Here is a 21,891-nt window from a genome sequence, read left to right as displayed (position 1 = left end):
CGGGGGTTTTTATGCGAAATGGTGTACGATGAACGGTAGTCTCGCTTTGACAAAGATCTCCGGCAACCCGTTGACGCGGTTCTTGAACGGTGTTTGGCATTGGCTAGTCTCATCGCCAGAAGATCATCGGTATCATGGTCCCGTCGTGATGCCACTCGAACATGAACAAGCAGACGTGTTGGCGCCCGCCAAGAATGATTCAGTTTCGTTAGGAGGGCGTTTTGTAAACCGGAACGAAACCGTCCGTATCATGGACGCCTTCGATTCTGCACACCCCGTTCGTCAGCGCAAAAACCTTCACGGTCGCGATGATAAGCTGGAAGCGTTATTTGACGCCGTGCTTTTTAACCGACAGCATGCAGTCATTCATGGTGCGCGTGGGTCAGGAAAGACATCGCTCGCGCAAGTTTTCGGTGATTATGCTGATCAGCAAGGGGCTGTCGTTATTTACGCCGCTTGTGAGGCAACTACCTCATTTGCTGAGCTCATTCGGCCCTATCTGGGATTTATTCCCGACTCATCGGTATCGCTCAAGGACAAGGCGAACTTTGATCGCGATATGGAGCTGCTGGATGGTGAATTTGGTGCAAGGGCGATCGTTGACCTGTTCTCTTATCTATCATCTGACCGACAGATCATTCTGATTTTTGATGAGTTCGACCGCGCAGAGAGCGCGGCGGTCATCGAGCAGGTTGCCACCTTAATCAAGCTGCTGTCTGACGCTCGTTCACCAGTTCAGCTATTGATTGTAGGTATTGGACGTACGCTCGACGATCTGATCCGTTCGCACCCGTCGTTGCGCCGGCACCTCGTGCCGATCCCGATTGGTCGGATATCGCAGGGCGATATGCTCGCGCTTATCGAGGCCGGTGCCGGGCGAGCAGGGGTGACCTTCGATGCGGCGTGTCGTACCTTGATCACGTCAATATCGTGCGGCTCCCCCTATCATCTTCAGCTTTTCTGTTACGTTGCCGCGATCGAGGCGACACGGCGTAACACGCGCGCCATCGATATGGAGATAATGCAGGCAGGTATGGCGCGTGCGTTCGATACGTGGGCGATGGTGAATGGCCCCGACGCGGCGTTGTTCAGGGATCTGGAAAACTCGGAGCCAGAGATGCGCGAGGAACTAGAGCGTTGCGCACGTGAGGCGGCAGCTACTGACTGCGTCCATGCTAATAGCGAGATGCAGGCCGTGCTCGGTGCTACGCTGCGCGTCGACGAAAGCCATCCCGAACGCTTCTATTTTCGCGACGGGGCGGCCCCGCAGTTTTTACTGGCAATTCTTTCGATTGGACATGCGGCGCGGGCCGTCAATCTGCAACGGGGGTAAGATACGATGTTCTCATCCGATATGTGGGCTGCTCTACGCGCCCGTTGGAAACTGATCCTAGGGATCTTTATACTGTCGATCGCGCTAGCAATCCTATGGATATCGACTGTCGAGCGCATTTACGTTGCGCGCGCATCGCTGCTTTTCGACGAGAAGGGGCCGAGTCCGGCATTACAGGAATCCAGTGCGTCGCAAGACGACCGATCACTGCTGGGCACGCAGGCTGACATTATCAAAAGCGATGCCGTGGCACGCCGCGTTATTTCTGCAGAAAAGCTTTTGTTGAATAAACGACTTGCGGATACCTGGACCAAAGGAGGTCACAAGGCGGGATCCTTCGAGCGTTGGTTGACCACCGACCTGCTTGCAAACCTAGAAGTCCTGCCCGAGCGAGATACAAACGTTCTTGCAGTTCGTTTCAGCGCCCATAATCCTGATTTTGCTGCGCGGATTGCGAATAGTTTTGCCGCAAACTTCGTGTCAATGAGAATGCAGATCAGCACTGACACGGCGAAGCAATATGCCAGCTGGTTCCAGCAGCGCACCAACGAAGTCCGGGCCAAGCTTGAACAAGCGCAAAGCCGGCTGACGGACTTTCAGCGTAGCCACGGTATCGTCGATGGCAGTGTACTGGCGCTTGAGGCTGACCGCCTGGGCGCACTTTCGGGGCAACTGGCTCAAGCCGAAGGAGGCGCGGCCGATCTGCGCGCGCGCGCTGGTACGCGGGTATCGGAATCACCAGACGTTCAATCGACCGCGGTTATTCAATCGCTCCGGCAGCAGGCAGCGATAAGTGAAGCCAAGATTGGTCAGTTGGCGTCAAATCATGGGCCAAATCACCCCGATATGCTGGCAGCGCAAGCCGAACTGGCGGTGCTACGTGCAAAGTTGGGTAGCGAGACGTCTACTGCCAGTCGATCCTTGAAGGTCGCCAGTTCGGCCGCCTCTTCGCGAGAGTCTCAGCTTCAGGGCTTGGTATCTCAGCAACGGGCCCGAATGTTGGCCCTCTCAGGCAATCAGTCGGAAGTTGAGGCGTTGCAGAACGACGTCGCTACTGCTCAAAAAGCGTACGACGCGGTGACGCAGCGACTAAACCTGATGCGGCTGCAAAGCGGGCTGCCTACAACCAATGCGCAGCAGGTTGACCGCGCGACACCGCCTCTTTTGCCCGCCAGTCCCAATGTCCCGTTGCTACTATTTATCGCAGCGCTCGCAGGCTTGGTGCTCGGGGTGCTGATAGCAGTCATACTCGAAGTGCGTCGCCCACTGGTCCGTACATCTGCCGGGCTGATGGAGACAATCGATGCGTCGGTAATCGGACGGTTCAATTTTGCCGCGTCCAGGCCAGGACGCATTTTGTCAGGGGGAATGTGATGCGAATTCGATCGGTAGAAGAGGACACGCGTTCCAACGATATCGTGTATACGAAGGGCGAGGGGCTTGCGCATCAACTCCCCGTAGACCGTTTGCCTGGGCCCCTTGCGGGGGGAGTAGGCGACAGCGATAGTCAGATGTCGCAGCTAATCCGCTCGCTTAGGCTTTCGATCTCGGCGCTTGTACGGCCAAGCTCGGCACCGGCACGATCTATTGCTGTCGTAGGTATCGATGCTGCAGCCGAAGCGGCTATCATTGCAGCGAACCTGGGCATATCGTATGCGCAGACTGGCGTGACCACCGTTATCGTCGATGGCAATCTAACCGATGCCATGCAGCACGACCTGTTAAGCATGCCGCTTGGCGACGGGCTTGCAACGGTCTTATCCGGAGCAAGTGAAGCACGGGCAGCTACGATGGTTACGTCTGTCCGAAACCTGTCATTGCTGACAGCTGGCGAGGCCGATACGCCAGAGGTTGCACTTATCGATGGAGAGAGGTTTCATCGACGCGCTATGCCGTTGCTGGACTGGCACGATATGCTGATCGTCGATGGCGGCAACGCAACAAACGATCCTCCGTCGTTATGTGAAGTTATGGACGGGGTCGTCCTGGTTGTCCGTCGCAACAAGACCGAAATCGCAAAAGTCGATCACATGCGGCAACGACTTATTGCTATGAACACGACACTATTCGGTATCATAATAGCACAATGAATTATATCAACGAGATGAGATGATCACAGATAACTAGTGCAAATAAACATATCATACCAATGAGATATTCGTATACTGGCTTAGTACCGGTATATTCTATCTTAAGCTTGTGAAAGGGTAAGATATGCTTTTGTCGGCAGAGGATAACGGTGGTTCCTTAGCGGAATCAGTTGCTACGAATGCGGACTACGTTGACGCAACGTCAAATGTGATGGTTGATACGGCCCATGCATTGGCATCGTCAAAACGTGCGATTGATATCGTCGTATCACTAATCGCGCTAATCGTTCTGGCTCCTGTGTTGACTGTTATTGCTATATCTATCGCCTTAACCACGAGGGGGCCGATTTTCTTTAGACAGGCGCGCACCGGATATTGTGAAAAACCATTCCGCATCATCAAATTCCGGACCATGACGGTGGTCGAGGACGGCGATATGATCGCGCATGCGCGACGCGGCGATCTACGTGTTACGCCTGTAGGCCGCTTCCTACGGGCCAGCAGCCTGGATGAAGTTCCCCAGCTGGTCAATATTCTTCTAGGCGACATGTCGCTGGTTGGTCCCAGGCCCCACGCGCTAGCTCATGACAGATATTACGGTTCATTGCTCGAGGGGTATGGAAAGCGCTTTTTGGTCAAGCCAGGCCTGACAGGGTTGGCGCAAGTGCGCGGCTTGCGTGGTGAAATCCACGACCTCTCGTATATGGCACGACGCCTTGACGCCGATGTCGAATATATCAGGCGGTGGACACCACTGTTTGACATCGCGATCATTTTCCAAACCGTACCGAAGATGGTACGTGATCGCAGCGCATACTAATGGCCGACGTGATCTCGCCAATGACTATTGTACACGTCGTGCGGCAATATCTGCCTGGTATCGGCGGTATCGAGAACTTCGTTTCGTTACTCGCGACAGGGCAGGCGCAGGCTGGGCATCGTGTCCGCGTCGTCACACTCGATCGCATCTTTGATGGCGATAACGCACCGCTTCCACGTCGCGAGCGGTACGGAGGCGTTGATGTGGTCCGTGTGCCGTTTCGTGGACTCAAGAAATACCCGTTCGCGCCCGGCATGGTCCGCCATGTCAGCGACGCGGATATCATCCATGTTCATGGCATCGAGTCCTCTGTTGATCTCTTGGCGGTGACGCAACGCTGGCACCGACGACCGATGGTCGTCTCAACGCACGGGGGGATCTTCCACACGCCCCGCGGCGGGTGGCTGAAAAGATGCTGGTTCGCAACGATTACGCGGCTTAGCCTGAAGCACTATGCCGCCGTGATCGCATCGAGCGTTCAAGACGCGGGCACCTTCACTCCAATCGCGGGCAATAAGGTCGTTCTTGTCGAAAACGCCGTCGACACTGAGAAATTTGCCGGACTTGGCGATCCAACAGCGACGACTGTGATCTATTTTGGACGGCTGGCGCCCAGCAAGAATGTCGACCGCCTGCTGCTGTGGTTTGCCGCAGTTCACAAGGCATCGCCGGCGTGGCGCCTCATTATCGCGGGCAAGGAGATGGGTACTAAAATCGCTATTCTCCGGTCTCTGGCTTTGCGCCTCGGCGTTGCAAGCGCGGTAGAATTCTATGCCGCGCCAACTGACGGACGACTTGCTGAATTGATCGCACGATGCAGTGTCTTTGCATGCGCATCGCGGTACGAAGGGTTCGGAATTGCGGCTGTGGAAGCTGCCGCGGCCGGGTTGTTTCCAGTGCTGTCTACTATCCCCGCATTTCAACGCACCTTCGAACGTCTTCAGACCGGCATGTTGTGCGATTTTGATGCCGATCCTGATCCCGCGGCATTTCTCGAGCGGTTTGCCGCCGCCAGGCCATCAGATCGCCAAGCCTTGTCGGCAGCGCTCGCCTCTTTCGCTTGGCCGGGCGTCCTTGCCGATATCGAGGCAGCCTACGTAAAGGCATGTGTTGATCGGGGCACCGCGTATGCAAGCCCTCCGAATAACGGTTCGATTCGTCCAGAGACGAATAAAGATATCATTCACAATAGCCTCATCGCTGTACCTAGTCCGGGCTATCGTAATCTTTACCAAGGAGAGGGGACTTCATGATCAGGAACATTCTATTGGCTGGCCTTGCGGCTACCCTATTGTCCGGATGCGCTGCAAGATCTCTGCCGCCCGGCGATGCCGTCGCGATGCAGTCAGCGTACTTGCTTGGCGCGGGTGACAAAATTAGAATCACAACCTTCGGGTTTAAGGACCTAGGCGGGGATTTTGTCGTCGCAGCCGACGGATCAATCGCATTGCCTTTGATTGGTGGCATAAAGGTCGTAGGATTAACCCCGACCCAACTTGAGCAATCGATTAGCAGTAAACTGCAGAGCGGCGGTTTTGTACGCGATCCCCGTGTAGGGGCTGAAGTTACTGAGTATCGTCCATATTACATTTATGGAGAAGTCGCAAAACCCGGGCAGTACCCATTCACCAATGGCTTGACGGTCGTGAAGGCCGTTGCAACAGCGCAGGGTTTTACGTACCGGGCAAACAAACGTAGTATATTCATCATTCGCGACGATGCAGGCGTAGAAGTCTCAACGCTCCTTACCGCCGCGACGCCGCTCCATCCCGGTGATACGGTTCGAGTAGCCGAACGGTATTTTTGACCATGCAGATCAAGCAAGCCGTGATCCTCGCCGGGGCATCGGGGGGGGGGCATTGGATCGAACTCCTGCGACTTCGCCCTGCGTTTACGGGGTTTGACGTCGTCTATGTCTCAACATTTGAAAACTATGGCAAAGCCGTGCAGGACAGTCGATTTTATGCGGTTCCTGACGCGTCTCGTTTCAGCGTAGCTGCGTTCTTCCCAATCTTCCTGCAAGCCTTGAAGATTCTACGTCTGGAGCAGCCGGTGGCAATTGTTACCACTGGATCCGCGCCAATGCTTCCGTTCGTCTTCCTTGGAAGGCTATTCGGCGTAAAATCACTATGGATAGACAGCATTTCCAGCACACAACATATGTCAATGTCAGGTCGTATCGCCAAGCGTGTGGCAACTAAGGCTATTGCCCAGTGGCCAGCGCTCGCGGAGACGCAACATGTTGATTACTGGGGAAAAATCATATGATGGTAGTGGTTTCTTGATTGATATTCGCAGCCCGTATCGTGGGAAGGTCCACACCGGAAAACTTACAACCAAAATGAACCTATACGCCGTTTGTAAGAGTCGTGTACCCACAAAGAGGTACTTGTTCATGGCGGCCGATTGACGCACTTTGAAATTGCGGCGCATGATAGTTGCGCAGAACGGTGGAAAGATTGCGGCATCATGAAACATATTATTAATTAATAGTTAATATCGATATTATCCTGAGAACTAGGATCGCGTGCGCTTTGATTGGAGAGCACGGGCCATCACATATGCCATTGTCGTATCATTCGTAACACTAAACGTTTACGTCGTACGGCAATCGAACGTGATCCTAGTGGTTATCACCGTTACTCATTTCGCTAGCTTGGTTATGTAGTTGCTGCCGAGGCAACATCTGCTTGCTCAAGCCTCAGCTGGAAACGATGACGTACACGAAAGCGCTACTATGCGACCCCTCGATCTTACCTCTAATTCTTCGATAAGTGCTGATGACGAAAGCGATGCCCCGCCCAATATCGTGGATCGTCGTCATGTCATTGCCTGGCTGACATTGGGTGGCGCAGCTCTGGCTGGTTGTGGCGGTGAGTCCTCGGGTGCCGGCGCCGGTGAGACCGGGATTGTCGTCGTGCCATCCCCCACACCGGCGCCCGTAGCGGCCCCAACCCCAACCCCAACACCCACACCAGAGGTCATTCCTCCTGCCGCTGTTCCTGAGACCGCAGCCCCGGCGGGGAGCGTAGCGACGTTTTCGCGCGGCGTGTCTTTGTCTACGATCGAAGGCGCTCCAGATACCTTACCGGGACACCTCAATGGCGAGGTCTTCGTTACCCCGGTCAGTCACTTTGCCTATTATGCGAGTGTCGGAATGGATCACGTCCGGCTTGAAGCTTCATGGGAGCGAATGCAGCCGCGGATCAATGGTGAGCTCGGCGAGCAACTGCTTGATCATTACGCGGATCCGAATAATCCGCTGCGAAATCCCGTATCGCTCGTCAAATATTATCTTGATACGGCGCAAAAGAACAATCTGAAGGTTGTTCTCGATCTTTGTCATAACTACGGCGAACGTTACGTGGGGTATGATGGTACATGGGCAAAAAAATCCAAAGCCCAATTGGGATCAACCCAGGTACCGATCGCGGCATTCGCCGATTATTGTGCAAAGATCGTCAAGACATTCGGTAGCCATCCGGCGGTCGTTGGCATCGAACTGATGAACGAGCCGCATGATCTTCTTATTGGTGAGGGCGGTTGGCGATCAGCCTGCCAAGCCGCTATCGATGCTATCCGTAAAATCGATACCGCGATTACGATCATTATCGACGGCTATGGTTGGGCAAGCGCTGAGTTCTGGCCATCGCGTAATCCGACGTTGCACACGCTCAACGATCCTTCCAAGAAGATCATTTGGTCGGCACATCAGTATTTCGATGCAAGTTCTGCCGGCGTATATGGCGGTGGTAGTGAAAAGGCGCCGTCAAACGCAAACTTGGGTGCGCAGCGCGTAGCACCGTTTATTAAATGGCTAGCAGATCACGGCTTTGCCGATAGAGGCCATATGGGCGAATTCGGCGCGCCTGATCGTGATGAATGGCTGCCAATCGTTGAAGGTTTTCTAAAGGCGTCGCGAGCAGCGGGGCTTCGACTTACGGCGCATCAGGATATCGCCTATCCTAACGATGCTTATACCATGAACTTGTTCCCGACGACGAACAGCACGGGGGTGATCACCGGGGCAGACCGCCGGATCGTTCGCCTGATAAAGGGGGGCTAAGGACAGTTACGGGAGGCAGAACAACGTCGTCCTGCCTCCCGGCTGCAATAATGTCGCGCAAGAGTATCCAGGTTACGTCCGTCGAAGGCCGAAACCGGCTGCGCTTGATCTCTGATATGGTGATGAATTCGACGGCGTGCTCCACGACGTGGCGCCGCTTCTGCAGCGCGTTCGGCGATCCGATCCCTATTCGATGCTCTATGACGGCGTTGCTTACCATCACGAACGTCTGCCCCGTTTCGTCCTGGCAGGCGATCAGCACGCCGGCGTCGCTGGCGGGCTGAACGACATAATGCTTTAAGAGCATGTCCACCCCATCTCTGAGCATTGTCTAATGGTTTCCGGCTGGGTTTCCCCACTCCCTCATGCGGCTGCAATTGGTGGCGTAGCGCATGGCCAACAACCGGAATGCCACCTATTCACACATTCATCTATAAATGTCGGTAGGAATTCGGAGTAGTATCACGGCGTGACTACGGAGTACCTCGTCAAGATACTAGCTAACGATCTATCTGCTGATACTCAGGTATGTGGGGGCGGTTGATCATTGTGATCTTCGGCCAATTTTGCATGTGGAGGCGCGGCTATGCAGGGACGTGGATGTCGTCATTGTGGGGGATCAATCGATCTCGTGCTGGCAGATCTGGGCGAGATGCCTGTCGCTAACGACTATGTTGATCCGATTGGAGCGCCGGAGGCCGATGCCATTGTCGGCTTGAAAGTGGTGGTATGTGCCGATTGTCGGCTCGCCCAGACGATTGATCACAAAGACGCCTCTGACCTATTTCGCGATGATTATGCGTATTTCTCGTCTACGTCTCAGGAGTGGTTGGCTCACGCGAGCGACTATGTTGATCAAATGGTCGACCGTTTCTCTCTGAAGCCAGGCACTCGCCACGTAGAGCTTGCAAGCAACGATGGCTATTTGCTTCAATATTCTATCGCTCACGGTCTTTCTGCGGTAGGGGTAGAGCCGTGTAACTCGGTAGCGGACGTCGCGATTGCAAAGGGTATAGATACACAGGTCGCATTCTTTGGCCGCGAGTACGCCCTTGATATGATTAAACGCGGTGGACAAGCAGATCTAATCACCGCCAACAATGTCTTTGCGCATGTTCCCGACGTCAATGACTTCGCTACGGGTATCTACGAGCTTCTAAAGCCGGATGCCGTTGCCACGATCGAGGTCCAGCATCTTCTTCGATTGATGGAACGTTTGCAATTTGATACCATATACCACGAGCATTTTTCCTATTATTCACTGTTTGCGGCGATGCGTGTTTTTGCCAGCGCTGGACTGCGAGTTTTTGACGTTGAGGAATTGACGACACATGGTGGATCGCTGCGATACTTTGTATGCCGAGCAGACGCGGCGCATGTAACTAGTCCGGCCGTACAAGCTCTGCTTGATGAAGAATTGGCGTACGGGATCGACCGGGACGAAACTTACGCGGATTGGGCCATCCGTGTGCGTGCACTACGTGATGAATTTCGCGGCATGCTCAAGGGGCTAAAGAGCAAGGGCAAAAGCATCGCTGCTTACGGCGCGCCTGCGAAGGGAACCACGCTGTTGAATTACTGCGGAATCGGGCGCGACATTATCGATTTCACCGTTGATCGGGCTGTATCCAAGCAGGGGCGAATGATCCCAGGGGTACGCATTCCTATCCGGTCGCCGAGTGCTCTTGATAAAGCACAGCCTGACTATGTCGTCATTCTACCCTGGAACCTTCGCGAGGAAATCGTCTCTGATACCTCCCTATGGGCTGCGCATCCGCATACCCAATTCATATCAGCCATTCCCTGGCCTGCAATTTTTGCCGCATGAGGGCTGCGTTAAATGGAGGGGGATATGGCGTTTCTACACCAGGTCAATTTTGCAACCGGGACGTCAGGTGAGCGCTGGAGCGTCGATTTTTCAGTGGCTCTGGAGAATCGAACTGGAAAATACTTTCTCGGTAGGGATATAATCGCCGATCATCAGTCGCTTATTGCTGATGTGCGATATTGGCGGGGTATTAGCGAGCGTGCTGATCTTCAAGCTGGTATTGGACTGCGTTACGGGTTGAAGGTCGAGAAGCGCCTGTACGCCTACTCCTGCGCTATTCATCTTCCGCCCCGTCGAGCAAGCCGGCGTACGCTTTACCTCGACCCCTTCACCGTCATCATGGCAGACCTTACGCCGCATGACATTGTCTTGTGCCATGACCTGGGGCCCCTAACGCACCCCGAGCTGTTTACGGGGTGGCTGCAAAGGCTGTATGAGAGGGTATACGCAAAGATCGCTCGTGTTCGCCCGCGCATGGTTTTTGTAAGTTCGAGTACGCAACGCGAATTTGAACGGCTGGTCAGCTCGCAGTGTCCGATGAGCGTTATATATCCGCATCTGCGTGCTGACATTGACGATCGTGCGCAGACTGCCATCACCGAAGCGCCACCGCCGTTCTTCCTGACTGTTGGCAGCCTGGGTCGGCGGAAGAATCAACTCACAGCGATCCGCGCTTTTGCCCGGTCCGGACTCGCGGCTTTCGGCGCCCGATACGCGCTTTGCGGTGCTCACGAGCCTGGCTGGGAAGCTGTCGTAGAGGCAGCTGCCATCACGCCGGGTGTCGATCTTTTGCCTTACGTTTCGGATAGTCAGCTTGCTTGGCTGTATGCGCAGGCAAAGGGCTTTGTCCTGCCAAGTCGCCTCGAAGGGTTTGGCATGCCGGTCGCCGAGGCGATCGGACGCGGCTTGGTCCCGATTATTAGTGAAAACAGCGTGCTGGAAGAAGTAGCGGGGCAGGGGGCGATTACTGTAGATCCTGAGGACGAAGCGCAGATCGCGCAGGCAATGACGACCCTTTGGAACATGTCTCACGCCGAATTCTCAGCGCGCACCAACGCCTTGCTGCAGGGCATTGGTCGTTTCACGCGGGAATCATTCTCGAAAAAATGGCGCCTTGAACTGAGCGGAACGCGCATGGCTGAGGTTGCGGGTATGAATCAACTATTTTCTATGAACGTAGATCATCCCAAATCGGCTGCGGTTTATCCGGAATATTTGGATAACATTCCAACGATATCGGTAGGGTTGCAAGGACCGTAGCGGCGATGACCGCATTACTAGGGGTGCATATGGCAAAGTCTTCTACTGTATTGCCTTTGGTGGCGATTGTAACTCCCGTATTGAATGGAGAGACGTTCCTAAAGGCTGCTATGGATTCCGTTCAGGCGCAAACATACCCCAACATCGTTCACATCATATTAGATAATGCCAGCACGGATGGCACGGCCGCATTGCTCGACGCATACGACGGCAAAAATGTTCAGATCCAAAGGTATCGGAACGACACTATACTACCCATCACGGATAACTGGGACCGGGCTTTCGCCTTCGTTCCAAACGATGCCCTATATGTGAAACTACACTGCGCCGACGATGTGATGCACGCGACCTGCATTGCAAAGTTCGTTGCATTGTGTGAAGAAAACCCCGACGTACACGTTGTATCATGTCATGATGTATATTGCGACATGATCCGCCGCGCCAATATTGCGGCGGGTACAAACATCATCGACGGCAAGCTTGCCGCTAGGATGATTATGGATCGAAGTATATGCTGGTTACCATATCAGCATTTATTCGGTCGTTTTGATAGTCGGGATATTGGAAAACCGTTTTTTGGTACGCACAAAGTCGGTGCCGATCCGTTTGCGATGGTGCGTATGGTCTTGCGAGGTTCCCTTGGTTACATTGAAGAACCGCTTGTATACACACGGCGTCACGGTCAGAACTTTTCTGACCGTCTCGCGACTGACGGTCGTACGCCCGTCGCAGCACTTCAAATCAACATGATGTTGATGACGTATTTTGAAATAATGATTGAGTTTGGAGCGTACTGCTTGTCCAAGAAAGCTTATGCTCGAGCGAAAGCCTTCTCATTGGCAAATATAGCAAGAACAGCAATAAGATGGCGTTTTAAAGGCTATCGCCTTGCCTTGGATGACCTAGAAAAGACGCTTTATGATACCGGCGTCAAGCTGAGCTACAGGAACTATCTTGCTGGGATTTTTGGATTCCCGGCGTATATCATCTGGGTCCGTCGTAAAAATACGAAGATCGGGCCCTCTGTTGATCCTGAATATTTCTCAGTGGCAGGTACACGAAAGCGTCCGCTGGAGGCGGAGATCATCGATCGTGGTCACAAGGCGACGGTGGTGGCACGACCGTTATTAAATTAAAGCAGCGCAATACGTCGGACGTGGTAGTAGGCGACGCAGTGACAAACTCCCTTATTCGCATTACGAGCGATTCAATTTATTTATATTGAATAAATAAATATTACGACATTGCTGATATGGATAACTGGAGACTTTGCCGATGAAGGTTGATGATCTTGTATATCAGGGATCTGTATTCAATCACGATCGAAAAGACACCATCCCTCTTCATCTTTGTCGTAGTGGATATATCGACCATTAACCGAACCTGTCGAATTAATATATTGCGATAGGCACACGATGAGCAATATAAACGCGAACAGAACAGCGCCGGATAGTGCCACAAACAGAAACATCGTAGTAGATATTCTGTCGTGATTGGCTGTAAATCTCCACATATGCGGAGTTAATCAGGTAAAATTTAAACAAGCAAATGCTCTCACGAAGTAAATCGAAAGCGTCCGATAATTATGCGATTGCGGGAAAGTCCGGGTACAGCGTTGCGCAATGCCAAGTAGGCTGCTGAAATCGCCTAGCGGGGGTGGAGCGCCCGGACAGACCCTGGGCAGGTTACCATCTCCCAGACTGGTAAGTGCGATGGAGACACGTTCGATACGCTGCCTGCCGCGCCGACCTATTGAAACTGGAACATCAGGTCGCAAACGTTCCATTCGTCACTAGCGCTGAAGGGTTTCTTTTAAAAACGCGCTGACCCCCTGTGTTTCGGGTGCTTCTGAACGGCCGCGATGTCGGCGTGTTGTGTTAGGTGCGGCCGATTGCGCAATCGGCTTTGACGATACGGCAGAACGCCGGTGTAGGCAGCATGCTGAAGCATCATTCTTGCCCAGCGGCGCCCGGGTTATGGAGCCAGCGGAGTCCTCGTCGCCCGCAGTCGCGCATCGGGCCTTCTAGCAAGCCGTAGGAGCTTGCTAACATTGAAAAAATGAGGTTTCTAAGGTGATGGGATTGCTATGTGCATTGATCGGCCATTACCGGCGTAAGGCCAAAGTCTGGCACGACACATCGGACTGGCGGTCAGAGTGCAAGAGATGCGGAGTCTCGATGATAAGAGATCATCGGCTCAACAAATGGCGTCCGTTTGACGACCGGGACAGATCGCCCAAACGAACAGATCCGCCCGCGTCGGGCGTAGGTCGAACTCGCCGCGAAAAGGGTTGATGACTATCGTGTTCGTCATACGCGATGTTGAGGTTACCTGCAGTTCGGGCACGAAAAAACTCAGGATTGGGCGGGGGATAGGCAGAAGTAAAGCCGACGCAACATGCTCAAAGACGCATCGAGGCGAGCCGGTGAGGTACGGAACGAAGGCTTATGTTACAGGTGATCGCCACCTGTCTGTGTGTCCGCGTTCCTCAAACGTCGAAACTCGTCAAAGCTGTCAGACTTTGGAACTGCTACATACGATCATGCGCAACCCCTTCCCGGGACCGTCTGGTCCCTGCGGTCTTCGAGCGTTCTCATCCGAGTTCCTGCCTTCTTACAGCAAAGCTTGAGGGCCGCGGTCCTGTTCGTCTGCCGAGAACGCGTAAGGGGTGCGCGATGGGACCTGACAGTTGGGGTCCCCCGATATAAGCGCCCAAGATGCGAAATTTACTTACAGCGCTGCTATCCTTCGTATGCCTAGTATCGTTAGTCGCGTGCGACCGGCATCGCGATCCACCGGCTGCCAAACGGTCGCCTAGCGAGAACCCGATCGTTCGGGAGACCAGTCAGTTTGAGACAGGGGTGCGCCTAGCGGCTGCAAACAAGCGTATCGACGAACTCGAACTGAAAGTACATGCGCTGGAGGCAACGCCCGAAAAGCTCGATCTGGACCTGCTAACCCAACGGGTAACGGCATTGGAGGTGAAGGCCAGCGGGGCCGCAGCAGCATTTTCGGAGATGGCGTCGGGCAACAGCGCTACACAATCGCCAAGCAGTGCGGCGAGGGGGGCTTCCGAAGCGCGGAGGGCGCCCTCCGGCCCCTCCAGGCTGTCGCTACCAGACCTCGAAAACCGTCCCCGGGTGGGGACCTCTGCGAAGATGTAGACGCGTTCCATCTTGTTGCCGGCACCTTCGAGATAGGTGAGGATCGCGTCGGACATGTCGCCATCGCGGTGTCCTTACGCGCCGATCCGCGGTGTAAGGTCAAAGGCGTCAGTCCATCCCGTCGACGAAGCCGCTTTCGAACCGACCGTGGATCGATCGGTCAGTGGTGTAGCTCTTTGGATTGGACCTGCGCCAGCAATCGCTGTTGACCGGGTCATGCAAAGGCTGCGCTCCCTCGCGGACGTAATGGCCAAATAACGTCGTCGGCTCAGTGCTGCTCAGCGAGCGCACTGTCGCGGCCAGCCTACTTCGCGGCGCGAACGTCGCGCAGCCCTGGATCAGGGTTCTTCCCCTGTAGCTGTACGGCCAGCTATAGAAGCCGCCCTCCTTCACATCAGCGATAAAGGCGGGAACCGCATTATCATATGTAGACGGACAGGGAAGGAGGCAGTGGCCCGATTTGTGGATCGGCGTTGAAAGTGAGAACCCGCTGTGAGCGGCGCAACTGCCTGTAATCTTTTGGATGTATGGGGCAAGGAGGGGGCACGATCAGCGCCGATCTGGACCCCGGTTATGTAAAACTTCAACGCAGTTTCTGGCTTGGCGCAAATCTACCGGGGTTCCACTTTCGACGCCGATCCACACGTGTCAGATGCGGGATCGACGGCTGCAACGCATAGAGGCAATCGTCGAGCGCCAGTAATGTGTGACGCCGCGATTACCGCCGCCTCCTCCGCTTCGGTGAGGGTTACTAGCGGGCTCGTTTTTGCTCCGGCGTCGTGAGAAAGCGATTATGGGGGCAGTGTTGCTTGCCATTGGGGGCTCAGCTGGCTTTCCGGGCTATCTATCCGCTCGCCCGCTGCCAGGCTGCCCGACTGAGCATCCAAGCGAAGTACGATGCACCTTTAATTTGGCTGGTGCCCAGCCGTATCGGCGTTTCCAGGACCCATGCACGTCCGCAGCTGTTGATGCTTGTCATAAGAAGGAAGCCAACATGAACCTCAACGAGTTACTGCCAGCTGGCGGCATCGACGCACTTGCTGCTCAACTCGGTATACCGCGCGAGCAAGCTCAGCGCGGCGCCGAGGCGTTGTTGCCCTCCGTATTAGGCGGCATGAGCGACAACACGACCCAGATAGATGCTCATGTAAACACACTTGGCGGTGCAGACCTAGCGTCTAACGTGTTGGGAGCCGAGCCAACACAAGTTGATAGAGGTAATCAGCTCCTCGGCGGTATCTTCGGCTCGAAGGATGTCAGCCGCGAGGTTGCCGACCACGCCGCACAGGGTAGCGGACTGGACTCCGCGCTTTTGAAGCAGATGCTGCCGATCCTGGTGATGCTGGTAGCCGGTCACCTGACGGAGCGCACCAGCGGACAGCAAGGCGGCCTTGGGGGGATCCTTGGCTCCGTACTTGGTAGCCTCGGCGGTCCTGACGCTACCGGAGCAGCAGGTGGTGGTCTTGGGGGCGGTCTAGGGGGTATTCTCGGTTCGATCCTCGGCACGCGGAGATAGGGCGATTGTTAAGCCTGCGCTGATCGACTGCAGCGTGGCATTGCAGTTCGCGGATATCCCGCAGCAATTGGCCTACGCAAAGCGCAGACATTGATAGTTTAATGGGGGAGCCTTTTTGATGCGGAGACGAGGAAACAAGCGGGCGGGCCCGGTCGCGATCGTCATCTTCGCGTTGATCGTAGCGCTCGTCATCACGATCTGCTGGCTCGCCGCGCAGGGCTTCCAGAAAGAGCCGAACGGACCGCCGCGCGGTAGCCAGACGCTTCCGGCCCAGCCGACTCAGGGCACGGTGGCGCCTTCGCCCGCAGAAACGGGGCCAGCTCACTGAGGGCGGTCAGGACATTCCCCTGCTGGCATTGCATAGTCCGACCATCGCGGACCAACGTCGGACGGAGACGCGCAAACTCAGCAAAGGCTGATCCCGCGGTACGTCGCGTCCTCAACGATGATCTTCGCAGTTCCCAGCCCGACGATCGTGTTCACCTTGCCCAGCGTCGTATCGATCGTGTCCCCTAGAAATACGATCTCAACCACATGAGAATTGGCGACTGGGAGGCCATCAGCGTCGATTACCATCGGCGCCGGTAGCAGTTGTACACGATAGGCAGCTATGTCGGAATTGGTCATGGGGCCTTCTCCAGCCTGATGGATCAGTGTCAATGCCCAGGCGCTGCGGCGTAGAAATCGTTTCGGCATGGGGCCGGATTAATTACAGTCGCGTAAGATAAATGCGTTTAAAGCTGGCAATTTAATCAGGGACTTGGCACGTGCCTGCTGGGCTTATAGACGTGACCGTCTTAATCGTCGACGCAATCTCGAAAGTCAGGTTTCATGCAGGTCATCGTTCGCGACAACAACGTCGACCAGGCTCTTCGCGTTCTGAAAAAGAAGCTGCAACGTGAAGGTGTGTACCGCGAGATGAAGCTACGCCGCCATTTTGAGAAACCGTCGGAGAAGCGAGCTCGCGAACACGCAGCGGCTGTTAGCCGGGCGCGCAAGGCTGATCGCAAGCGCGCCGAGAAGGATCAGTAAGACTCAGGGTTTGGTTAGACCGTCACCGTGCTTGTGCGTGCTACTTGCTTAGGCGGCGAACGACGGAGACGAGCTTCGCCATGGCGGGGTCACGGATCGGCTCGGCGAGCCGCATCTCCCGGCTTCGTCCATCAATCGTCAGGCCAACCGTATACGTGCGCGCATCCGGCCTCGCGATATCGGTCGATGGCTCGCAACCGAAAAAGTCAGCCTGGTCGGCAAGGCTGGTGAGTTCCTGACGCTCCGGCGTTGCAAGGTCGCCGAACGAAATGGTCCGCTCCTTTGCACGGCCGGGAAAATGGGCGAGGCCTCCCTCGATCCGTACCCGGGCTTCGCCCGTCACGGTCTCGTCGCAAGCCTTGCCGATCCGCATCAGATCACTCCAACAGCTGTCCATGCTTCGGCGACGGCTGTCGTCTCGGCACTGTCCGTACCGTGCAAACGCCCCGCAACGTCGATCGTGACGCGGGCAAAGCCGGCGAAGTCTGTGTTGGCCCGCGTATTGGGGTCCAGCAGCGCATTGTACCATATCCGACCGGCACGGTCCCATGCGTTTCCACCGATCGTTGTCGCGGCCAGGTAGAAGGCCCGGTTGGGGATACCGGAGTTGATGTGAACCCCGCCATTGTCCTGATTGGTGCGGACAAAATTGTCCATGTGGCCCGGCTGTGGGTCCTTGCCGAGGACTGGATCGTCATAGGCCGTGCCGGGCTCTTTCATCGACCGCAGCGCGGCGCCTTTGACCGCAGACGTCAGCAGTCCGGCACCAATGAGCCAGTCCGCCTGGTCGGCCGTCTGGCCCAGCAGCTTCTGCTTCACCAGGCTGCCGAACACGTCAGAGATGCTCTCGTTGAGCGCACCCGACTGATTGAAGTAGGCAAGCCCTGCCTCCCTCTCGGTGACGCCGTGGGTGAGCTCGTGACCAATGACATCGAGCGCGATCGTGAAGCGATTGAACAGCTCGCCATCGCCATCGCCGAACACCATCTGGGTGCCGTCCCAGAAGGCGTTGTCATAGTCCTGATCGTAATGGACCGTGGCATCGAGCGGCAGCCCGGCATCATCGATCGAGTTGCGCTGATAGGCCTCCCAGAACAGCGCAAACGTTGCACCCAGGCCCTCATACGCCTCGTCGACCGCGATATCGCCGGTCGGTTTCTCCCCTTCACGCCGCACGACCACAGAACCCGGCGCCTCGGGTTCGCTCCCGGCGTCACGGATCGTTCGAAGTGGACTGGGGACCAGGATATTGCCGGCTGCTGCTCGCCGTCGGGCGATATTGCCGGTGACCGGGCCGGCGGTACTCGCCCGCACGATCCGGATGGTCGGGTCAATCATCAGGCTGTGCATTGCCATGGCCCGCAGCGCAGGCGAGCCGTTCTCGGCGATCTTGGAGAGGATGTAGGGTGGCAAGATGCAGTGAAGCGAATGCCGGTGCGTGGACATACACATGATCGTGTCTCCTTATCGATTAGCGACGGGAGTGGCGGAGCGCGAAGGGTACGAGCGCAACCCACATGATGGTGATGAAAGCGAGGAACTGGCTGGTCTGCGCCGGGCCGCCCGGGAGGTAGCCAAACCCGCCTAGCGAGGCGGCGTAGAGCTCGAACGAAATGACCGACACGCCGATTGCCAGCACATCGGCATCTCCCCCACTCTCCTCCTGCGTTCCGAACCAGCGCAGCGCGATGACGAACAGCGTGATGATGGCGATCAGGATCAAGCGAATGACGATATCGGTGCCAGCAATGCCTATGGCGAGGGGGTAAAGCGTTACCGCCTCGACTGGGAATAGCTTCATCAGGCTGGTGTAATATGGCTCGGGGGTTGAATCAGGCCGGCGTCCGGGTCTTACCAACGGCGTTGATGATCGTCGAAGCCGCAGCGCGCCACGCAGGGCGGGCCGAGCGGAAGCCACCCCTTCATTGGCAAATGCCGCAATCGCGCGCTCTACAGCTGCCGTGTACCGCGACACCTCGGCATCGCTCGGGGTAAGCGCGGCGCCGATCATCGTCGCCTGTTCACAGCGATCCAGAATCGTCGCGAATGCTGGTCGGTCCACGGCCTCGCCACTGTGCAACGAAGCGAACCGATCGCGTTCGTTACCGAGCGCCGTGCGTAAGCCGAATATTGTATCGAAGCGCGGGAGATAGCGGGAGTTCTCGGTCATTTCCTGAAGCTGATCGATAAGCGCATCTGCAGCCTCCACGGCCTCGGTAAAGGTGGTCATCGGATCCTCCTCAGGCGGGGGTGGCGATCGACGCGATGAGTCCGAGCGCGCGGGTGATACGATCGATGTTCAGTCGAGCCGCGGCGCGGCGCTGCTGCGGCGATAAGCGACCTGCCAAGGCATCCCGCAGCCCGGCCTGGGCTTTCGCGGTGAGATCAATGGCGTCTGCGACTTCAGCCGCCCGTACGGGTCCCTGCTTCGCGGCCTCGCGGGCGGCGAAAACACGGGCGGCAAGCTGCTCGCGCTGTTCGGCCGTCAGACTGGTGCGATTGCGAAGATAGGTTCGGAACAGTGCGTTGCCGTAGAGATCGTCGGCGTTGCGCGCCGCCCCCCTGCCCCATGTCGTAACCTGTACGGACAGCGATGCCAGTGCGCGATCGACGACGGCGCCGCGTTCGACGACCAATGCACGTACATCGCCGGTTTGCCGCGCTTCGCGCGCGAGGTCGTTGGCAAACGCGATCAGCGCAACGACGCTCTGCCCTTGTTCGCTGGCGACAGCAGCGTTGACGTTTGGCAGGTCAGTGCCGGCGACGAAGTTCGTGAACCGGGCCTGCCGGTCGGCCTGATCGGCAAACGCAGTGATCTCGGCTAATACGTCGGTCTTGGGGGCGTCGAGAATGGCCGCTAGCGCATCAGCGTATCCACTGATTGCGGCGAGCAGTGCGACACGTGGTTCCAGTACCGCTCGTGGACTGCTCCCGATGTCGATTTCGAACGCCGTATAGCCAGGGGCGGGTGCCTCGTTCGCAAGACATAGAGGTGCGGGCGGGACGGTCGGTGCCGTAGGCACCTGGATGTGGAGCGGGGTCGCCGGCAGGCAGCTTGGATCGCTCGCGACCAACGCTGCAGCAGCCTCCCGACGGCGCAGCTCTATCGCGTCGAAATAGGCCGTCGTGGCGAGGACTGCCTCCCGGCCTCGGGCCTGAACGGTCCCCGCGGTTTCGAGCTGGATTGCGTTTGTCGCACAGCCCGCCAGCAGAGGCAGGCTCGTCAGTACGGGCAGAAGGGAAATGACGCGGCAGCGCATAACGGTCTCCTTCGGGCTTTCGGGCATCATGCGCCTAAACTGCGATTCTCTCTTCTCTTTCTACGCCGCGGGATCGTTCGCACACGCGAACGGTCCGCTGGCCGATCACGCGTGCGAACAGCCGTGAAGATGTTGAAGACGCTGGTGATGAGCGCTGCGATACCTACGAGCATGGGGCCGTCGATCATGTCGGTCATTGTCCGACTCTCCTTGTTGATCCGACCGCCGATGTTCCATATATGTTCTTTGTAGGACAGCGCTATTTGCGGCCGCTACAGCCTAATATCTTCGGCCTTGGTAATCAGCACCCGGACAACGTCGCCGGTCGCCTTTTCCTCGTTCGAGAACCCGTCAAATTGCCTCAGCAAACCAAAGTCGAGATTCGTCAGGCTTTCGATCGAAAGGACTGATCGCTGATAGGTCCTGAACGCGCCGAACAGGAGCGACTGCGCGTCTCGGTCGACATCGTGATCGATCAAATTCGCAGGGGCCGATGGACGACCATCGTCATGGATGAAGGCCACGACCTTCCAATAGGCTAGCGGGATAGCGACGCCGCGATAAACCGGATCATTGGGTCTGAAGACAGGCCCCGTAAAGACGGTCGCACGTTCGCCGACGCGACGCGTGGTGCTGAGGATGTAGTCCTCAAGGCTTAGCCAGGATCGCTGATTGAAGACCGAGAGCTGTGGCGCACAGTTCGTGAAATGGAAGGTATCGCGGTTGGCTACGCTGGCAGTCGGACCTCAGTTTAGATTTTCGCGCTGCACGAGATGGCCGCGATCGAAGTCATTATTCGCATAGAGCTCGTGCCCCACCTGGGCCTCTTCGGGGACGCTGCCGTCGAACGCCCAGGGATCTCTACCGCGGGAAACCGAGACGCTGGCGCTCACCGCGCTAGCGGTCTGGGTACGGCGTTCGGCACCGGAATCATTGCCGCGCTTGTGCCGTTGGTAATGAACAACATGCTGACCGTGCTGGTGGGCGCGTTGTCGATCTATGCGATGCACGCCACAGGCGCGATCAAGGAAGCGATGATTTACGCTAATATGATCGGTTGCGACCTCGTGCTGAAGATCACGCCGATCGGTTCGCTCGCGACGCTGCTTTGGCTGCATGTCCTTGGGCAAAAGGGCATCCGGATCGGCTGGGGCTATTACTTCAAGGTTGGCGCGACGCTAACGATTCCGGTGCTGCTTGTAACGCTCGCGGCACTCGCGATCAGGATCAGCATGTATGACAGCACTCGTATGGCCGCATCGCTCGCGGAAATCGCAGGCTGCTTTGCCTTTTGGGCATGGTTGCGGCTGGGAAATCTCCCTTTGGCTGGCTCCGGGCGTGGTCTCGCTTATGCTGTTCGCCTGGCTGCTAACATGCGTGGATATGCCAACCATTTTGCCATCTGCCGTTGCGGGATCATGCGTGCCGCTTGCCGTAAATACGACGCGCCCGTGATCCTTAAGCCGGTCGAGCAGCAGCTCAACCAGAAGAAAATAACCTAGGTAGTTGGCGGCAAACGGCA

At 56.4% G+C, this 21,891-nt stretch carries 21 protein-coding genes and 3 pseudogenes; 17 read left to right on the top strand and 7 right to left on the bottom strand.

Translation table 11 applies throughout. The features are described from left to right. Nucleotides 1-28 precede the first annotated feature (28 nt). The 14 genes from SJY41_RS20515 to SJY41_RS20450 all read left to right on the top strand — a co-directional run bounded on the left by SJY41_RS20515 (nucleotide 29) and on the right by SJY41_RS20450 (nucleotide 16,405). Nucleotides 29-1,333, top strand: a complete 1,305-nt coding sequence (locus SJY41_RS20515) for an ATP-binding protein (RefSeq protein ID WP_380784245.1) — start codon at nucleotides 29-31, stop codon at nucleotides 1,331-1,333. 6 nt (nucleotides 1,334-1,339) lie between these two features. Beyond that, nucleotides 1,340-2,707 carry a Wzz/FepE/Etk N-terminal domain-containing protein gene (locus tag SJY41_RS20510; RefSeq protein ID WP_380784244.1) on the top strand — a complete coding sequence of 456 codons (1,368 nt, stop codon included), beginning with the start codon at nucleotides 1,340-1,342 and terminating at the stop codon, nucleotides 2,705-2,707. Nucleotides 2,708-2,844: 137 nt separating this feature from the next. Continuing rightward, on the top strand, nucleotides 2,845-3,423 hold the full coding sequence (locus tag SJY41_RS20505) for a hypothetical protein (protein ID WP_380784243.1): 579 nt from the start codon (nucleotides 2,845-2,847) through the stop codon (nucleotides 3,421-3,423). Between the two features lie 124 nt (nucleotides 3,424-3,547). Continuing rightward, nucleotides 3,548-4,243: a sugar transferase gene (locus SJY41_RS20500; protein WP_380784242.1), complete on the top strand. Its 696-nt coding sequence runs from the start codon at nucleotides 3,548-3,550 to the stop codon at nucleotides 4,241-4,243. Beyond that, entirely contained in the window at nucleotides 4,243-5,496 is a 1,254-nt protein-coding gene (locus SJY41_RS20495) for a glycosyltransferase family 4 protein (protein WP_380784241.1), read from the top strand. Before SJY41_RS20500 ends, SJY41_RS20495 begins: the two co-directional genes overlap by 1 nt. Continuing rightward, nucleotides 5,493-6,050, top strand: coding sequence for a polysaccharide biosynthesis/export family protein (locus SJY41_RS20490; protein WP_380784240.1), 558 nt, complete (start codon nucleotides 5,493-5,495; stop codon nucleotides 6,048-6,050). Before SJY41_RS20495 ends, SJY41_RS20490 begins: the two co-directional genes overlap by 4 nt. 2 nt (nucleotides 6,051-6,052) lie before the next feature. Continuing rightward, entirely contained in the window at nucleotides 6,053-6,511 is a 459-nt protein-coding gene (locus SJY41_RS20485; RefSeq protein ID WP_380784431.1) for a hypothetical protein, read from the top strand. 469 nt (nucleotides 6,512-6,980) lie between these two features. Continuing rightward, nucleotides 6,981-8,309 carry a glycoside hydrolase family 5 protein gene (locus SJY41_RS20480; protein ID WP_380784239.1) on the top strand — a complete coding sequence of 443 codons (1,329 nt, stop codon included), beginning with the start codon at nucleotides 6,981-6,983 and terminating at the stop codon, nucleotides 8,307-8,309. 50 nt (nucleotides 8,310-8,359) lie between these two features. Next, complete coding sequence (locus SJY41_RS20475) at nucleotides 8,360-8,593, top strand: hypothetical protein (protein WP_380784238.1); 234 nt, start codon at nucleotides 8,360-8,362, stop codon at nucleotides 8,591-8,593. A gap of 302 nt (nucleotides 8,594-8,895) precedes the next feature. Further along, the gene (locus tag SJY41_RS20470) at nucleotides 8,896-10,137 is read left to right on the top strand and encodes a class I SAM-dependent methyltransferase (protein ID WP_380784237.1); all 1,242 of its coding nucleotides are present in this window, start codon (nucleotides 8,896-8,898) and stop codon (nucleotides 10,135-10,137) included. 24 nt (nucleotides 10,138-10,161) lie between these two features. Further along, nucleotides 10,162-11,397, top strand: coding sequence for a glycosyltransferase family 4 protein (locus SJY41_RS20465; RefSeq protein WP_380784236.1), 1,236 nt, complete (start codon nucleotides 10,162-10,164; stop codon nucleotides 11,395-11,397). Nucleotides 11,398-11,402: 5 nt separating this feature from the next. Beyond that, complete coding sequence (locus SJY41_RS20460; RefSeq protein WP_380784235.1) at nucleotides 11,403-12,533, top strand: glycosyltransferase family A protein; 1,131 nt, start codon at nucleotides 11,403-11,405, stop codon at nucleotides 12,531-12,533. Between the two features lie 3,022 nt (nucleotides 12,534-15,555). Continuing rightward, the gene (locus SJY41_RS20455; RefSeq protein ID WP_380784234.1) at nucleotides 15,556-16,077 is read left to right on the top strand and encodes a DUF937 domain-containing protein; all 522 of its coding nucleotides are present in this window, start codon (nucleotides 15,556-15,558) and stop codon (nucleotides 16,075-16,077) included. Between the two features lie 118 nt (nucleotides 16,078-16,195). After that, nucleotides 16,196-16,405, top strand: coding sequence for a hypothetical protein (locus tag SJY41_RS20450; protein WP_380784233.1), 210 nt, complete (start codon nucleotides 16,196-16,198; stop codon nucleotides 16,403-16,405). Between the two features lie 77 nt (nucleotides 16,406-16,482). On the opposite strand, the gene SJY41_RS20445 is transcribed toward SJY41_RS20450, so the two are convergent. Continuing rightward, nucleotides 16,483-16,704 carry a hypothetical protein gene (locus SJY41_RS20445; RefSeq protein WP_380784232.1) on the bottom strand — a complete coding sequence of 74 codons (222 nt, stop codon included), beginning with the start codon at nucleotides 16,702-16,704 and terminating at the stop codon, nucleotides 16,483-16,485. Nucleotides 16,705-16,908: 204 nt separating this feature from the next. On the opposite strand from SJY41_RS20445, the gene rpsU reads away from it, so the two are divergent. Further along, the gene (gene rpsU, locus SJY41_RS20440; RefSeq protein ID WP_056483632.1) at nucleotides 16,909-17,109 is read left to right on the top strand and encodes a 30S ribosomal protein S21; all 201 of its coding nucleotides are present in this window, start codon (nucleotides 16,909-16,911) and stop codon (nucleotides 17,107-17,109) included. A gap of 40 nt (nucleotides 17,110-17,149) precedes the next feature. Here rpsU and SJY41_RS20435 read toward each other — a convergent pair whose 3' ends face one another. The 6 genes and pseudogenes from SJY41_RS20435 to SJY41_RS20410 form a co-directional block, all read right to left on the bottom strand. Continuing rightward, entirely contained in the window at nucleotides 17,150-17,482 is a 333-nt protein-coding gene (locus tag SJY41_RS20435; protein WP_380784231.1) for a protealysin inhibitor emfourin, read from the bottom strand. Next, complete coding sequence (locus tag SJY41_RS20430) at nucleotides 17,482-18,555, bottom strand: M4 family metallopeptidase (RefSeq protein WP_380784230.1); 1,074 nt, start codon at nucleotides 18,553-18,555, stop codon at nucleotides 17,482-17,484. The genes SJY41_RS20435 and SJY41_RS20430 overlap by 1 nt, the downstream gene beginning before the upstream one ends. A gap of 25 nt (nucleotides 18,556-18,580) precedes the next feature. Next, nucleotides 18,581-19,339, bottom strand: coding sequence for a hypothetical protein (locus tag SJY41_RS20425; protein ID WP_380784229.1), 759 nt, complete (start codon nucleotides 19,337-19,339; stop codon nucleotides 18,581-18,583). Nucleotides 19,340-19,349: 10 nt separating this feature from the next. Beyond that, nucleotides 19,350-20,369 (bottom strand): hypothetical protein, encoded by a 1,020-nt coding sequence (locus tag SJY41_RS20420; protein WP_380784228.1) that lies wholly within the window; start codon nucleotides 20,367-20,369, stop codon nucleotides 19,350-19,352. A gap of 26 nt (nucleotides 20,370-20,395) precedes the next feature. Then, entirely contained in the window at nucleotides 20,396-20,566 is a 171-nt protein-coding gene (locus tag SJY41_RS20415; protein ID WP_380784227.1) for a hypothetical protein, read from the bottom strand. A 75-nt stretch (nucleotides 20,567-20,641) separates the two neighbouring features. After that, nucleotides 20,642-21,094: pseudogene (locus SJY41_RS20410) on the bottom strand (DNA/RNA non-specific endonuclease); the annotation flags it as partial. A gap of 195 nt (nucleotides 21,095-21,289) precedes the next feature. On the opposite strand from SJY41_RS20410, the pseudogene SJY41_RS20405 reads away from it, so the two are divergent. Both SJY41_RS20405 and SJY41_RS20400 read left to right on the top strand, forming a co-directional pair. Continuing rightward, nucleotides 21,290-21,601 (top strand): annotated as a pseudogene (locus SJY41_RS20405) (ArsB/NhaD family transporter); the annotation flags it as partial. Continuing rightward, nucleotides 21,602-21,785: pseudogene (locus SJY41_RS20400) on the top strand (hypothetical protein); the annotation flags it as partial. Nucleotides 21,786-21,891 lie beyond the last annotated feature (106 nt).

The organism is Sphingomonas sp. R86520, from assembly GCF_042466285.1.
Classification (GTDB): Bacteria; Pseudomonadota; Alphaproteobacteria; order Sphingomonadales; family Sphingomonadaceae; genus Sphingomonas.
This window is presented reverse-complemented; position numbering and strand designations above follow the sequence as displayed.